Here is a 13,681-nt window from a genome sequence, read left to right on the forward strand (position 1 = left end):
GGAAAAGCGTTTCGGTTTTTCAGAAATAAGCAGATTGAAAGGGGGCAGGTAGGATGTTTAAGAAAGCGGCGTTCCTGGTTTTGGCTGTTGCGCTGGCGGTGTCGTTGACAGGAGGAGCTGCCTTAGCGGCGTGGCCCGAGAGGCCTATAACTGTAGTTGTGCACTTCGCTGCTGGTGGAGCCACGGATATGGTGGCGAGAGCCTTGTCGGCGGAGATGCAGAAGGTCCTTGGGCAGCCGATCTCTGTGGTCAACATGCCCGGTGCTTCTGGAGCTGTAGCGACCGCCTTCGTGCTCGCAAAACCGCATGACGGCTACACCCTCGTGGGCGAATCCGACAACATCCGCATGTTCCAGGTGATGGATCTCGGCAACTTCAACTACAAAGATTTCCATCATTGGATAGGGGCCATGGGGACGCTCTGTATTTCGGTCAGACCTGGCTCGCCTATAAAAGATGGTCATGACTTGATCAAATTTCTCAAGGAAAAGGGCGCAAGCGCCACTGTTTCTGGCTCTGGACTGGGAACCGGCTGGCATGTGGGCATGGAGATGCTCAAGGCCGTCGTGGGGTTCGACTACAAATATGTTCCGTACTCTGGAGGGCACCCGGCCACGGTGGCTGCCATCGGTGGCGAAGTCGATATAGCGGCTACAGGGCTCATGGAGCAGGCTGAATTCATCAGAGGAAAGAAAGTCAGACCATTGATGAATTTCAGCGACGAGCCAGTAGAGCTTCCGGGTTATGGCCCGATTCCGCCCGTTACAGACTTTGTGCCGGAAATGAAGGGCCTGGTCCCCTTTGGCGGTTGGTGGGGCATCGCCGCGCCCAAAGGCGTCCCGGATGAAGTGCTGCAAAAGTTGGATGAGGCTTACAAGGTGGCTGTTAACAGCGAAGGCTTTAAAAAATTGTGCGAGTCGCAGGTTATGGACTGGGTCGGCTACGATAGAGCTCAGTCTGAAGAGCTGGCGGCCAAAGATACCTCCCTGGTCTCTTGGATACTCTGGGAAGTGGGCGTAGCCAAGAAAAACCCGGCCGACTTGGGAATCCCCAAGCCCGAAGGGCTTAGTTTAGGCAAGTAATAGAGTAGTCTTATAAAGAGGGGGCATCCTGCCCCCTCTTTTCTTCGTTTACGTTTTCGTCTAAGAGGGGATGATTGAGCCATGGATAGCAAGGGAACGTCGAAAACAGATGTGAAGATGGGCCTTGCTTTTGCGGCATTCGCCGCCCTTGCCTTGGAGGAATCGTTGCGCATGCCTGTTTACGACGACGTCTATACAGCGCCTGGTTTGTTTCCGGCCTTTCTTTCTTTTTGCATCATCGCGATGAGCCTGGGATTGGTTTTTTGGGGGAGGCGCAGGTCGAAGTTTCAGGCAGAAGATGCCGTTGAAGTGTCCCACGAGGAAGCGGCGGTGATTGCCACAGAGAGGAAACGTCTATTTTTGGCTATAGGGCTTATTTTATTGTATTGTTTCGTGTTTTTGGGTCACATTAATTATACGCTCGCCACCTTTCTCTTCCTTGTCATTTCAATGTCATTTTTTAAGGCCACTAAAATACATTGGATCGTGATCATATCAGCATTGGCTTCTTTGGGAATTTCTTACCTCTTTGGGAAGATATTTTTGATTCCGTTGCCATAAGGAGCCCTAAAAGGAGAGGTAAATATGGACGGTTTATCGATCGTATTCCAGGAGATAACGAGGCTGTTCACCCAACCTTTCATGCTGTTCACCATGGCTTGGGCCACCTTTCTGGGCATAGTTGTGGGGGCTCTGCCGGGGCTTACGGCCACGATGACCATAGCCCTTTTGAGCGGCCTCACCTACGGTGTTGATCCTCGGGTGGCTATTCCCATCTTGATATCCGTGTATTGCGGAGCGATCTACGGAGGAAGCCAGTCGGCAATACTTGTAAATATCCCCGGCACCCCGTCGGCTGCCGCTACGACTCTGGACGGTTACCCTTTAGCCAGGAAAGGGGAAGCCGGTCCTGCCATAGGGCTTGCCACGACTGCCTCTTTTATAGGGGGGGTCTTGGGCGTCTTGGCCGTGGCTGTTGCCACGCCCCTTTTGGCCCAGGTGGCGCTGAAATTCGGTTCTTGGGAATATTTCTTGTTGGCCGTCTTTGGTATAGTGATTTCCGGAAACCTCACTGCTGAGGATCTGCCCATAAAGGGATGGATCTCCGGCTTCATCGGACTGTTACTTTCCATGGTGGGACTCGAGGGGATCCATGCCTTTCCGCGCTTTTCTTACGGCAACGTGCAGCTTGCCGCGGGCATATCGCTGATACCGGCCCTCATAGGGCTTTTTGGCATAGCCGAGGTCCTTGCGGTTTTGAAAGACATCAAACCACGAAGGGTAGAAAGTCAGCTAAACCGCATAGTGCCAAAGATAGGAGAAGTGTTGAGTCATTGGAAGACAACCTTTAAAGCGGCCTTAGTAGGGATAGGGATAGGCCTAATCCCGGGAGTGGGTGAGGATGTGGCTGCCTGGGTGTCTTACGACGTGTGTAAGCGCACCAGTCCGGAAAAAGAGAAGTATGGCACCGGCTGCTATGAAGGACTTGTGGCGGCAGAAACGGCCAACAACGCCTGCATAGGGGGAGCTATAATACCGATGCTGGCCCTTGGTATACCGGGAAGCGGCGCGGCTGCGGTGCTTTTGGGCGGGATATGGCTTCACGGCATTCGCCCTGGTCCCATGATCTTTTTCGAATTCCCCACCTTTACCTATGAGCTCATCGGTCAGCTTATAGTGGCAAATGTGATGATGCTCATCTTAGGGCTTACGCTTACACGGTTTACCGTGCGCGTGTTGGAGATAAAGAAGGAGATTTTTATGCCCTTAGTGGTGGTGCTCTGCGTTATAGGAGGTTACGCCGTAAACATGCGCATCTTCGACGTTTATCTTATGCTCGGCTTCGGCTTGCTCGGTTATGCGCTGCGCATAGGCAAATTCCCGGCGGCGCCAATGACGCTTGGGATAATTTTAGGGCCCATGGCGGATGAGAACTTCAGGCGGGCGTTGAGCATAGCCGATGGCAGCCTGACTCCCTTTTTCACGAGGCCCATAAGCCTTGGGTTGGTTATTTTGATCGTGTTGTTGATGTTGAGCCAGAATAAAAAACTTATGGCAAAAATATTTAGAAGAGGGGTGTCGGCATGATAATCGATAAGTTTAAGCTCGACGGGAAAGTGGCGCTCGTTACGGGTGGAGCCAGAGGCTTGGGAAGGGGTATAGCTCAAGGGCTTGCCGAGGCAGGAGCAGACGTTGCGGTAGCGTCGCGCACGGTTGATGAGGGCAAGAAGGCCGCTGAGGAAATGGCTGCCCTGGGTAGAAGGACCCTTGCCGTACAAGCAGACGTCTCAAAGCTGCTGGAAGTTTATCGTCTGATCGACGAGGTCGTAAATCACTTCGGCCGCTTGGACATATTGGTGAACGCGGCTGGGTTCAACATAAGGAAACACTTCCTTGATTTCACCGAAGAGGATTACGAATCGCTGATGGCTGTCCAGCTCAAGGCGGTGTTTTTCGCCTCACAACGGGCGGCTAAGGTCATGAAAGAGCAGGGCGGAGGTAAGATCATAAACATAGGTTCCCTCACGTGCGTCGAATTCGCCGGGCCCAATATTGCGCTTTACGGCACGGCGAAAAGCGGCGTCTTAGGTTTGACGCGCGGAATGGCCAAAGACCTGGCACCGTATAATATAAACGTGAACGCCATAGGCCCGGGCTGGTTTAAAACTAAGATGACCGAGAGAGTGTTTCAAGACGAAGCCAACGTTCAAAGGATGCTATCGCGGCTTCCCTTGGGACGCTTCGGTGTGCCGGAAGATTTGGCAGGCGCTGCGGTGTTTTTAGCGTCTTCCGCGTCGGACTACATAACAGGACAGATCATCTTCGTAGACGGTGGCTGGCTCATAAATTAACAACTTATATGGCTGACTAACTATATCAGGCTTAACGAGCGAAGAAAGTGGAGATCGGGCGGAGCTTTTGGAAACATTGGCGAGCCGCCCACCTGTAAATGAGCCGGAGAAACTTCAGTTGTTGATCCAGGGAGTGGTCACTTTCACGGCAATGATGCTGTTTTATATCTTTGCTTAAAGTGCCCTTTCTCACAACCCCCCTGCGGTAATACTTGCCGCAGGGGGTTGTATTGTGTTGCTTTGAGGCAAAGCTAAGAGAGTAGAAGTAGCGGGTTTTGCACCAGTTCTTTGATCCTTTTTAGGAATTGCGCTCCCTGTGCGCCGTCGACGATTCGGTGGTCAAAGGTCAGAGAGAGCACCATGATAGGTCTTATAACCACCTCACCATCGATCGCTACAGGGCGATCTGTCATCGCGCCTACGCCGAGAATGGCGCACTGAGGGGGGTTTATGATGGGCGTGAAGTCCCTTACGTCGAACATGCCGAGGTTAGTTATCGTAAACGTGCCGCCGGATATGTCGTCCGGTGTGAGCCTCTGTCCTCTCGCCCTTTCGATCAGCTCTTCCGTTTCCACTGCTACTCGGAAGAGTCCTTTCTTATCTACGTTTTTAACTGCGGGTACTATGAGGCCGTCTTCCAGGGCTATGGCCAACCCGATGTTCACCTCGTCCTGAAGGATGACTTCATCGCCTTCAAGGCGGGTGTTGAGCATGGGAAATTCGACAAGGGCTTGAGCGCATATCTTCAGGAGAATGTGGTTGTAGGAAAGGCTTGCCCCCCTCTTTTTGAATTCATCTTTCAGTTCCTCTCGCAGCGACTTCAGGCCGGAGGCGTCCGCTTCGCTGTTCAGTGTGACCATGGGAGATGTGTGCCAGCTTTCGCTCATCCTCTGGGCTATTACCTTCCTCATCCCCACGAGGGGAATCCTCTTGGCAGGGGCTGCAGGTAGAGTTTCCTTAGGGCCTGCAACGGGCTTTGCAGCCTCTATCTTTTGTCTTTCTATATAATCTTCCACGTCTTTTTCTACAATTCTACCGCCGGGGCCTGTGCCCGTAACGAGCGATAGATCGATGCCGTGGTCTTTGGCGAGTTTTTTGGCTGCCGGGGAAGCTTTTATCACCTGCGTAGCTGGAGTTTGTGCGGCAACGGGTGCGGGTGGTGCTTTGGCTTCAACCCGAGTGGCGGGTGCAGCCTCAGCCGTTCCTTTCGGCATTAGGCTTGAAATATCCTCATCGACTTCAGCTATTATCGCTATAGGCGCAGTAACGGGCACCTTAGCGTCCGGTTCTATCAATATCTTTCGCAAGATCCCGCTTTCTGGAGCCTCCAGCTCGTAATTGATTTTATCTGTGGATACCTCGGCGATGATCTCTCCCTTTTCTACCCTTTCACCTTCCTTCTTATGCCATTTGGATACGGAGCCTTCCGTCATAGTCAGGCCCAATTTGGGCATTGTAACGACTGTAGCCATCGATTGATCATCCCTCCTTACGCTTAATGTTATTTGCCTTGAAATAGCCGCGCTGGACCGCCAGTTTCATCGTCTTTTCTATATTCACCACGCGAGGTCCTTGATCGCTCAACTGCACCGCAGCTGTTTGGTTCGGCAGGATCTCTACCTCCCTTTCCCCGTCGAGAGCCAATACTGCTGGAGCCGCTTCAAACTCGACCACGTCTCCTACTTCCATGACATCGAACGCGTCTACGTATACCGATCTCACGAACCCAGGAGCTACCGGCGCTGTTATTTCAATTTTGCCTTCTTCCATGTGGCTGCCCAAGCGTATATGAACCCCCTGATTTTGCGAAAGCCCCCCCTCGAGAAGGACGCCCCCTATGGAGGAAAGCCCTATATTGCTCGGTTTGGCCTGGGTCAAAGTGATTTCCTTTACCTTGCTCATGTCCCATATGGCTTTTGCGCCTACAAATATGTCGTCATAAAGCGCAACGTCGATCAGGGCCAAATCTGTGACTTGTCCGTCCAAGAGTATATCGAAGCGCTTTGTAGCTGAGGTGGCTTCAACGACGGAGACTGCTCCGGTGGCCAAAAAGCCGGCAGCCAAGCCCGCTATTGTGCTCTCCACCATGAAAGGAAAGACGTTGTTCGTGCCCGTGGAAATAGGCATAAAAGGAACGGCGGTGCTCCCCTTGGCCACGGCGCGGTTAGTGCCATCGCCCCCTAATACCACAATGCACTTTGCGCCTCTTTCCTCCAAAAGCCTCGCCGCACAAGTAGAATCGTTCTGGTTTCCTTCGCAGGGCATATCCAACGCTTCGACGTCCATGCGCAAGTGGACGCTGTCCAGGGCCCTTGGGACTATGTTGTAGTAGTCCGGCATATATAAGACCTCTTCTACTCCCGCAGCTTCAAGCCCGAGAAGGGCTCTCCGCACGATGTTTACCTTTTCTTGATTGTCGAACACCGAACCATAGGCCACGAGCCTGCGTATGTCCTTGCCCGAGGCCGGATTGGCGATTATCCCTACTTTAGACACGCTGGTTTGAGCTCCCTTTTAAGAAAAGATTTCGTCGCCGCTTTTGCCACCAAGGCCAGGATGGCTATCGAAACGCACCACGCCTACGGCAGCTTTGCCGTGCGTCACTTTAGCTACGCGAGCGGTTCCCTCGTGGCCAAAGCCACCGCACAGCTCTATCGCCACTACGCCTTCTTTTATCAGTTCCTTTGCCACACTTTCGGCCTCATCGTAGTTGTGGACTCCTATGGCTATTAACTCCAGAGAAGGTGTTTTTATGGAGGTGCGATGAACCTTAGGATCCGCTCCTTCTGCTACAAACATGAAAGCTGCTTTTAATGTCATGCTACCTCTCCTCATTTGTGGAATATTTTTAATTATACATCATGAGCTCGAGATGATACGCTTTATATCAATGTTCGACCGCGCCACCATCTACGTTTATGGCCTGTCCCGTGACGTGGTCCGAATAGATGAAAAATAATGTGAGCTTTGCCATGTCTTCCGGTGTTTGCTCTACCCCTTGAGGTATCATACTCTCTACACTTCGCTTAAAGGATTCTTCCCAGCTTTCGCCTGGCCTTCTCCACACTTCGGCTAAAAGGTCCCACATCTGAGTGCGCACTATACCTGGACAGATGGCGTTTACAGTGATGCCCGTTTGCGCAAGCTCCTTAGCCAGCGCATTCGTAAACCCTACGATGGCATGTTTCGAAGCACAATAGTGAGGCAATGTGGCAGTGCCTCTTTTGCCGGCGATAGAGGCCACGTTTATAATCCTGCCCCATCTCTTCTTTTTCATGTAAGGAATAGCGGCCTTAGAGCAGAGAAAAGTTCCCTTAGCGTTTACGTCCATCACGAGATCCCAGGCCTCTTCCTCGAGCTCTTCCGTAGTAGATATAGTGATAGCGCCGGCGTTGTTCACCAATATATCGATAGACCCCAGTTCTTCCACCGTACGCTTTATCATGGCTTGCACTTGATCGCTTTTGCTGACATCGGCGTTTATGGCTATGGCTTTACGCCCCAAAGCCTTTAAGTCTTCAACAACTTTTAAAGCTGCAGAGTAACCTTTTATTTCCTTAGTGCCATACTGATTTTTGGGACTGTCTAAGACTTCAGCGTCGGCTATAGCTACGTCAGCTCCTTCTTTTGCCAACATTAATGCAATACCTCTACCTATGCCCCTGCCTCCGCCTGTTACGAGTGCTACTTTGCCGTCAAGTTTCATAGGTAACCCCCCCTCCCTGCGATATTGCCTATGGATACGTAGCCTCAGGCGTCGGGAATTGCCACCCCTCTGGTTGATTATAGATCTCCACGATCGTGGCTAAATCGTCCCTCGTATCGAGATAGGTGTAGGTGAAACCAAACCACGTGCCACCTTGGATTAGGTTGATTCCCTTTTCTTTCGCCAGCTCCATCGTTTCGCTGTAGCTTCTTGTCCCCAAAGCGACGTGGTGGAGTCCCTCGCCGTGGACTTTTAAGAATTCCGCATATATGCTCTTTTCGTCCAATGGCTGTATGAGTTCCCACTGGACGTTGCCGATCTGTGCGAGCGCAAGCCGCATAATGTAATCTTCACGTTTGCCGCGCAAGATCATGTCTTTAACTGTGTTAGGGTCAAAGGTGTAGATGGACCAGGGGCCTATACCCCACTCATTCCAATATTTCTTCATGGATACCTCCAGGTCTTTAACTACCACGGCCACCTGAAGCACATCATTAAAGAGCCCTTCCTTAGTCATCTTTCTCTCCCCCTGTTCGCTTGGCAAAAAAGGGGGGCGGGAAGCGCCGCCCCCCCCTGATTTCTTACTCTTGAAGGAGCGCCTTGACGGCGGAAGTGATCTTCTCTTTGCTTGGCACGAAATCCTTTTCCAAGGGCGGACTGAACGGGACAGGCGTAAACGGTGCAGCAACTCGTTTTATGGGGGCGTCTAGGTAGTCGAACGCTTCTTCCGCTATCATGGCCGCTATCTCCGCTCCAGGACCGGCGAACTTCACCGCTTCGTGCACGATGACTGCCCTGTGCGTCTTCTTTATGGAGTTTATGATCGTCTCGTTATCGAGGGGCTGCAGCGTGCGCGGATCCACAACCTCCGCGCTGATCCCGTCCTTTTCCAGGTCGGCAGCGGCCTCTAATGCCCTGTGCACCATAGCCATGGTGGCTATTATCGTGACGTCTTTACCTTCTTTCTTCACATCTGCCTTGCCCAGGGGGATCGTATAAGGTTCTTCCGGCACATCTCCTTCGGCTCCGTATAGGAATTTGTGCTCTATGAATACCACCGGATTGTCATCCCTGATAGAGCTAATCAGAAGTCCTTTGGCGTCGTAGGGCATCGAAGGGGCCACCACCTTGAGGCCGGGAACGTGCATGAGCCAAGCCTCTAAGCACTGAGAGTGTTGAGCTGCCGCTGACCCCCCGGCACCGCAGGGCATCCTGAGGACCATGGGAACCTTCGCCTTGCCGCCGAACATGTACCTCATTTTGGCAGCCTGGTTAAAGATCTGGTCCATGGTAACGCCGATGAAGTCGATGAACATGAGTTCCGCTACTGGGCGCAGGCCGGTGGCTGCTGCACCTACAGAGGACCCTACGATGGCGCTTTCGGTAATGGGCGTATCGCGGACGCGATCGGGGCCGAATTCCTCTATTAAGCCTGCGGTGACGCCGAAGCAGCCGCCGAATACACCCACATCCTCACCGGTTACGTAAACTCTGGGATCGCGTCGCATCTCCTGACGGAGGGCCTCATTTATCGCCTTGAGCATCGTGAGTTTGCGCATCTATCTCACTCCCCTTATACGGCGTAGACGTCTTCCGTGATTTCTTCCGGAGAAGGCCATGGGCTCTCCTCGGCGAACTTCACGGCCTCGTCTATGAGTTTACCTATCTCGGCTTTTATGGTTTGTGCCTGATCCGGGGCGAGGATTCCCATCTTTGCAAGTTCATTCTCGAAGCGAGGGATCGGGTCTTTTTTCTTCCATTCCTCGACCTCTTCTTTGGGCCGGTAGACGGTGGGATCACCCTCGAAGTGACCGCGATAGCGGTAGGTCTTGCACTCCAAGAGCGTCGGTCCTTCGCCGGAGCGTGCGCGTTTTATCGCCTCGCCCGCAGCTTCATACACGGCCAAGACGTCGTTTCCGTCCACCACCACGCCCGGCACATTATAGGCTGCGGCCCTGGCTGCCACATCCGGCACGTTCATCGACTTTTTTTGGGACATGGATATGCCGTACATGTTGTTTTCGTTCACGAAGATGACGGGAAGCTTCCATATAGAGGCCAGGTTCAAGGCTTCGTGAAATGTCCCCTGGTTTGAAGCGCCGTCGCCAAAGAAACACACCGCCACCTGATCCGTGCCATTGTACTTGGCCGTGAGGCCGGCCCCGGTGGCGATTGGGAACCCCCCTCCCACGATGCCGTTGGCTCCCAAGATCCCAAGCTCTACGTCAGCTATGTGCATGGAACCGCCCTTACCTTTGCAGTATCCCGTCTTCCTGCCGAAAAGCTCAGCCATCATGAGTTTCAGGTCGCCGCCTTTGGAGATGAGGTGGCCGTGCCCTCTATGTGTGCTCGTGATGTAGTCATCCTTGCGCAGGTTCGCGCAGACGCCGGTTGCTGTCGCCTCTTCGCCCACATAGAGGTGCACGAAGCCGTAAATCTTGCCTGCGGCGAAATATTCGGCTACGCGCTCCTCGAAAAGGCGAATAGTAACCATGTTCCTGTACATCCACAACAGCTTTTCTTTTTCGATGGCCATTTAAATGCCTCCTTTCGCTTCGGTTTTTTGGAGGTTACATCGCGCGATTTGTGCCTCGCATCACCTCCTCGGCTGCTCGCTTTATGTTTTTGGATATGCCATGGGGAATAAATGACGCAATGGCCAACTCCTCAGCAATTTCAAAATTATTCTAACGCGACCTTGACAGGCCGTCAAGGATCGCGATATCATTTTCGCAATTTACAATGAAAAACTTTACAATAAAATTGGAGGGATGAAAGATGCATGTCAAGCGGTGCGGATTAGTAGTGGCGTTTGTGATGTTGGTGCTTTTTCTCTTAACTCCTGTTGTCATAGCCGAGGAAAAAACTGCCCCGGCGATGGAGCCGTGGTGGCCTTCGCGATACGGTCCTGACGACACCTTGGGGACGCTCAACGAAATAACCCCACAAAAGATCGCAGAAGCTGCCATGCTGGTCAAGAAGGGAAAGGTTATAGAACTGGGCACAGAGTACAGCGCCGAATCCCCGGGCTTCCCCCCGCGCTTCTGGCAGACTCAAGCATTGGCCCATAAGGTTATCAAGCCTTTGGGAGAGAACAAGTTTGTGTGGCTTGAGGAGCAGTTTGAAGGGTGTCCCGGCGTAGGAACTCAGATCGACGTGCCGAGTCATGTGGGCGTGGAATATGCCCCAGGCGACATACGCTTTTATAACGGCGCGAAGCTCGAGGATGTACTTGATACCAATAAGGCCTTGGTAAAAAAATACGGCATAGAGTCCATGCCGCCCGTGATAACGAGAGGAGTCCTCGTAGACATGGAATCCTATAAGGGCAGGAGGCTTGAGGCTGGAGAAGTGATCACTGTATCCGACATAGAAGGTTTTTTAAAACAGCACAAATTGGAGCTTAGACCGGGAGACGCGCTCCTCATAAACACAGGATGGATGTACTGGTACAAAGAGGACCCGAAAAAGTTTATATCTGGTGAACCAGGAATCGGTAAAGAGGTCGTGCCTTGGATGTACGAGAAGCGCATAGCCTTTATCGGCACTGATCAATGGTCTACAGAGGTCGTTCCGATGGAAGATCCCGACGAAGCCTGGCCAGTCCACTGTGAAACCATAGCCAAGCGCGGTTTTACCTGGGGGCAGGACCTCGTTTTGGATGGGCTTGCCAAGGATTGCGCTGAAGACGGCGTATATGAATTTATGTTCGTCTTCACGTTCCCCAAGATCACTGGCACTACGCAAGGGATAGGCAATCCGGTGGCTATTAAGTAATCGATCTGAAGCGCGTTAACGTGCAGCAAAGAGTGGGTAGTGGGTTGGTAGCGCAAAGACCGCCTACTACCCACTGACTTTGGACAGATGTTAAAATATGAGAAATTAAAAGTTGAGGGAGGAATCGACATGTCTAAGGTAACGATTCAGCAATTGCAGAAGATGAAGGCCGAGAAAGAAAAGATCTCAATGATTACCGCATACGATTATCCCACGGCGCGATTTGTGGACAAGGCTGGGATCGAGATCATCCTGGTGGGTGATTCGCTCGCCATGACTGTGATGGGGCTCGACTCGACCGTCCCTGTCACTATGGAGGAAATGATCCACCACACAAAGGCAGTTGTGCGCGGGGTGGAGAACTCTATGGTTATAGGAGATCTGCCCTTCGGTTCGTATAACCAGTCGAAGGAACAGGCCATTGCAAATGCGACCCGCCTCATGAAAGAAGGGGGTTGTGATGCAGTAAAACTCGAGGGGGGCGTGGAGATGGCTGAAATTACCAAGGCCATCGTCAATGCCGGCATACCCGTAATGGGACACATTGGCCTAACGCCTCAAACCATATCAAAGCTCGGGGGTTTCAAAGTGCAGGGCAAAGGGGCACAGGAGGCCGAAAAACTCTTAAAAAGCGCCCTAACCCTCCAGGAAGCCGGGATATTTTCCATAGTGCTCGAGTGTGTGCCCGAGGAGGTAGGACGGCTCATCACAGAAAAGCTTTCGATCCCCACGATAGGGATAGGGGGTGGTAGGTATTGTGACGGCCAGGTCCTCGTCTTCCACGACACGCTTGGGCTCTTCGAAAAGTTCCTGCCAAAGTTCGTGAAGCGCTATCGTAATTTAGGGGAGGAGATCGTAAAAGCTCTGGAAGAGTACAAGCAGGAGGTCAAGGAGGAAAAGTTTCCTGGGCCTGAACATGTCTTCGGCGGCGTAACTGAAGAGGAATTGAAGCGTTTGTATTAGTGAGGTTTTGTAATTCATTACAGAGAAAGGGAGTGGCCACGTTGAAGGTAGCGGTTGTAGGAGCTGGAGCTATGGGAAGCCTCTTCGGTGGGAGCCTTGCTGCTTCTGGCCATGAGGTCTGGCTAATTGACGTTTGGAAAGAGCATGTGGAAGCGATAAACAAAAATGGCCTCCTTATAGAGGAGGTCGGTGGCCGAGAACGCCTCATCAAGGATATCAAGGCGACAACGGACCCTCGCGAGGTTGGCACTGTAGACCTCGTCTTGATTTTCGTGAAGTCCGCCCTTACGGAGGAAGCGACGCGCAACGCCCTGCCGCTCTTCGGTAGAAGCACTACGGCCATAACGCTTCAAAACGGCCTGGGCAATGTGGAAAAGATCGCCTCTGTCGTGGGCGAAGAAAGAGTAACGGCCGGTGTCACATCTCACGGCTCTACCATGCTCGGCCCCGGTAGAATCAGGCACGCTGGCGTCGGCGAGACGCTCGTTGGAGAGCTTGACGGGCGCGTTACCGATAGAATAAAGCGCATAGCCGATGCATTAAACTCAGCAGGTATAGAGACAAAGGTGACCGACAACATACAAGGCGCTATATGGGGAAAGCTCATCGTGAATGTGGGAATAAATCCCCTGACTGCACTCACCGGCCTTTTAAACGGCCAGCTCCTTGATTTTAAGGAGACGGAAGAGTTGCTGGAAATGGTTGTCGAGGAGGCTGTGGAAGTAGCCAAGAAGAAAGGCATTAGCCTGACCTACGATAACCCCGTCTCTCATGTAAAGGAGGTATGTCGCCTGACGGCTGCGAATAAATCATCGATGCTCCAGGATGTAATGAATAAGCGTCGCACGGAGATAGATGTAATAAATGGTGCCATAGTGAAGGAAGGCGAGAAAGTAGGTGTATCCACGCCTGCCAATAAGGTCGTGACGAACCTGATATCCGTGATTCAGCAGAACTATAAATAGAGCGAATTAGGGAAGGAGGCAGATCACAGTGGCGCAGGTTAGGGAAGATCCGCGTTATGGTCAGGCCAGAAAGGAGGCGCTTTACACGATAGCTCTGGCCGCGGCGAACTTCATTTGGTGGTACGCTTTTGCTTACGGGCTGGGTTCTCGTCCCGTGGAGGAGTATACCTATGTATGGGGTTTGCCTTCCTGGTTTTTCTGGAGCTGCGTGGTGGGTTTTTTGGTATTTTCCTTTGCGGCGTGGATAATGGTCGCCACGTGCTTCAAAGATATCCCTCTGGAAGGGCATCCAGAAGAAGCGCCCTCTCAAAGGGTACCAGGAAAGGGGGTTTAGAC

The 13,681-nt window shown here is 52.4% G+C and carries 15 protein-coding genes; 8 read left to right on the forward strand and 7 right to left on the reverse strand.

The window, feature by feature from the left end:
* Positions 1–53: 53 nt before the first annotated feature.
* From EZM41_RS12200 to EZM41_RS12215, 4 genes are all read left to right on the forward strand, one after another.
* Complete coding sequence (locus EZM41_RS12200; protein ID WP_198471368.1) at positions 54–1,082, forward strand: Bug family tripartite tricarboxylate transporter substrate binding protein; 1,029 nt, start codon at positions 54–56, stop codon at positions 1,080–1,082.
* Positions 1,083–1,163: 81 nt separating this feature from the next.
* Positions 1,164–1,643, forward strand: a complete 480-nt coding sequence (locus EZM41_RS12205) for a tripartite tricarboxylate transporter TctB family protein (protein ID WP_198471370.1) — start codon at positions 1,164–1,166, stop codon at positions 1,641–1,643.
* 24 nt (positions 1,644–1,667) lie between these two features.
* Positions 1,668–3,170, forward strand: a complete 1,503-nt coding sequence (locus EZM41_RS12210) for a tripartite tricarboxylate transporter permease (RefSeq protein WP_198471377.1) — start codon at positions 1,668–1,670, stop codon at positions 3,168–3,170.
* Positions 3,167–3,934 (forward strand): SDR family NAD(P)-dependent oxidoreductase, encoded by a 768-nt coding sequence (locus tag EZM41_RS12215; protein WP_198471379.1) that lies wholly within the window; start codon positions 3,167–3,169, stop codon positions 3,932–3,934. The genes EZM41_RS12210 and EZM41_RS12215 overlap by 4 nt, the downstream gene beginning before the upstream one ends.
* Positions 3,935–4,185: 251 nt before the next feature.
* Here EZM41_RS12215 and EZM41_RS12220 read toward each other — a convergent pair whose 3' ends face one another.
* The 7 genes from EZM41_RS12220 to pdhA all read right to left on the reverse strand — a co-directional run bounded on the left by EZM41_RS12220 (position 4,186) and on the right by pdhA (position 10,176).
* On the reverse strand, positions 4,186–5,406 hold the full coding sequence (locus EZM41_RS12220) for a dihydrolipoamide acetyltransferase family protein (RefSeq protein ID WP_198471381.1): 1,221 nt from the start codon (positions 5,404–5,406) through the stop codon (positions 4,186–4,188).
* A gap of 7 nt (positions 5,407–5,413) precedes the next feature.
* Positions 5,414–6,430, reverse strand: coding sequence for an NAD(+)/NADH kinase (locus EZM41_RS12225; RefSeq protein WP_198471383.1), 1,017 nt, complete (start codon positions 6,428–6,430; stop codon positions 5,414–5,416).
* Between the two features lie 18 nt (positions 6,431–6,448).
* On the reverse strand, positions 6,449–6,754 hold the full coding sequence (locus EZM41_RS12230) for a DUF6506 family protein (protein ID WP_198471389.1): 306 nt from the start codon (positions 6,752–6,754) through the stop codon (positions 6,449–6,451).
* Between the two features lie 67 nt (positions 6,755–6,821).
* Positions 6,822–7,640, reverse strand: coding sequence for an SDR family NAD(P)-dependent oxidoreductase (locus EZM41_RS12235; protein WP_198471391.1), 819 nt, complete (start codon positions 7,638–7,640; stop codon positions 6,822–6,824).
* Between the two features lie 28 nt (positions 7,641–7,668).
* Complete coding sequence (locus EZM41_RS12240; RefSeq protein ID WP_198471396.1) at positions 7,669–8,157, reverse strand: VOC family protein; 489 nt, start codon at positions 8,155–8,157, stop codon at positions 7,669–7,671.
* Positions 8,158–8,221: 64 nt separating this feature from the next.
* Positions 8,222–9,199: an alpha-ketoacid dehydrogenase subunit beta gene (locus EZM41_RS12245; RefSeq protein ID WP_198471397.1), complete on the reverse strand. Its 978-nt coding sequence runs from the start codon at positions 9,197–9,199 to the stop codon at positions 8,222–8,224.
* A 14-nt stretch (positions 9,200–9,213) separates the two neighbouring features.
* A complete protein-coding gene (gene pdhA, locus EZM41_RS12250; RefSeq protein ID WP_198471398.1) occupies positions 9,214–10,176 on the reverse strand; it encodes a pyruvate dehydrogenase (acetyl-transferring) E1 component subunit alpha in 963 nt (320 codons plus the stop codon).
* A 242-nt stretch (positions 10,177–10,418) separates the two neighbouring features.
* On the opposite strand from pdhA, the gene EZM41_RS12255 reads away from it, so the two are divergent.
* From EZM41_RS12255 to EZM41_RS12270, 4 genes are all read left to right on the forward strand, one after another.
* The gene (locus EZM41_RS12255; protein WP_198471399.1) at positions 10,419–11,417 is read left to right on the forward strand and encodes a cyclase family protein; all 999 of its coding nucleotides are present in this window, start codon (positions 10,419–10,421) and stop codon (positions 11,415–11,417) included.
* A gap of 129 nt (positions 11,418–11,546) precedes the next feature.
* Positions 11,547–12,380 (forward strand): 3-methyl-2-oxobutanoate hydroxymethyltransferase, encoded by an 834-nt coding sequence (gene panB / locus EZM41_RS12260; RefSeq protein ID WP_198471401.1) that lies wholly within the window; start codon positions 11,547–11,549, stop codon positions 12,378–12,380.
* Between the two features lie 41 nt (positions 12,381–12,421).
* A complete protein-coding gene (locus EZM41_RS12265; RefSeq protein WP_198471403.1) occupies positions 12,422–13,345 on the forward strand; it encodes a ketopantoate reductase family protein in 924 nt (307 codons plus the stop codon).
* Between the two features lie 28 nt (positions 13,346–13,373).
* Positions 13,374–13,679, forward strand: coding sequence for a DUF997 family protein (locus EZM41_RS12270; RefSeq protein ID WP_198471405.1), 306 nt, complete (start codon positions 13,374–13,376; stop codon positions 13,677–13,679).
* Positions 13,680–13,681 lie beyond the last annotated feature (2 nt).

This window comes from Acetomicrobium sp. S15 = DSM 107314 (assembly GCF_016125955.1).
Taxonomy (GTDB): domain Bacteria; phylum Synergistota; class Synergistia; order Synergistales; family Thermosynergistaceae; genus Thermosynergistes; species Thermosynergistes pyruvativorans.

What these genes read in the sequence shown, in the direction of transcription:
- EZM41_RS12200 (WP_198471368.1), top strand. Translation starts at nt 54, where the DNA reads ATGTTTAAGAAAGCGGCGTTCCTGGTTTTGGCTGTTGCGCTGGCGGTG.
- EZM41_RS12205 (WP_198471370.1), top strand. Translation starts at nt 1,164, where the DNA reads ATGGATAGCAAGGGAACGTCGAAAACAGATGTGAAGATGGGCCTTGCT.
- EZM41_RS12210 (WP_198471377.1), top strand. Translation starts at nt 1,668, where the DNA reads ATGGACGGTTTATCGATCGTATTCCAGGAGATAACGAGGCTGTTCACC.
- EZM41_RS12215 (WP_198471379.1), top strand. Translation starts at nt 3,167, where the DNA reads ATGATAATCGATAAGTTTAAGCTCGACGGGAAAGTGGCGCTCGTTACG.
- EZM41_RS12220 (WP_198471381.1), bottom strand. Translation starts at nt 5,406, where the DNA reads ATGGCTACAGTCGTTACAATGCCCAAATTGGGCCTGACTATGACGGAA.
- EZM41_RS12230 (WP_198471389.1), bottom strand. Translation starts at nt 6,754, where the DNA reads ATGACATTAAAAGCAGCTTTCATGTTTGTAGCAGAAGGAGCGGATCCT.
- EZM41_RS12235 (WP_198471391.1), bottom strand. Translation starts at nt 7,640, where the DNA reads ATGAAACTTGACGGCAAAGTAGCACTCGTAACAGGCGGAGGCAGGGGC.
- EZM41_RS12240 (WP_198471396.1), bottom strand. Translation starts at nt 8,157, where the DNA reads ATGACTAAGGAAGGGCTCTTTAATGATGTGCTTCAGGTGGCCGTGGTA.
- EZM41_RS12245 (WP_198471397.1), bottom strand. Translation starts at nt 9,199, where the DNA reads ATGCGCAAACTCACGATGCTCAAGGCGATAAATGAGGCCCTCCGTCAG.
- pdhA (WP_198471398.1), bottom strand. Translation starts at nt 10,176, where the DNA reads ATGGCCATCGAAAAAGAAAAGCTGTTGTGGATGTACAGGAACATGGTT.
- EZM41_RS12255 (WP_198471399.1), top strand. Translation starts at nt 10,419, where the DNA reads ATGCATGTCAAGCGGTGCGGATTAGTAGTGGCGTTTGTGATGTTGGTG.
- panB (WP_198471401.1), top strand. Translation starts at nt 11,547, where the DNA reads ATGTCTAAGGTAACGATTCAGCAATTGCAGAAGATGAAGGCCGAGAAA.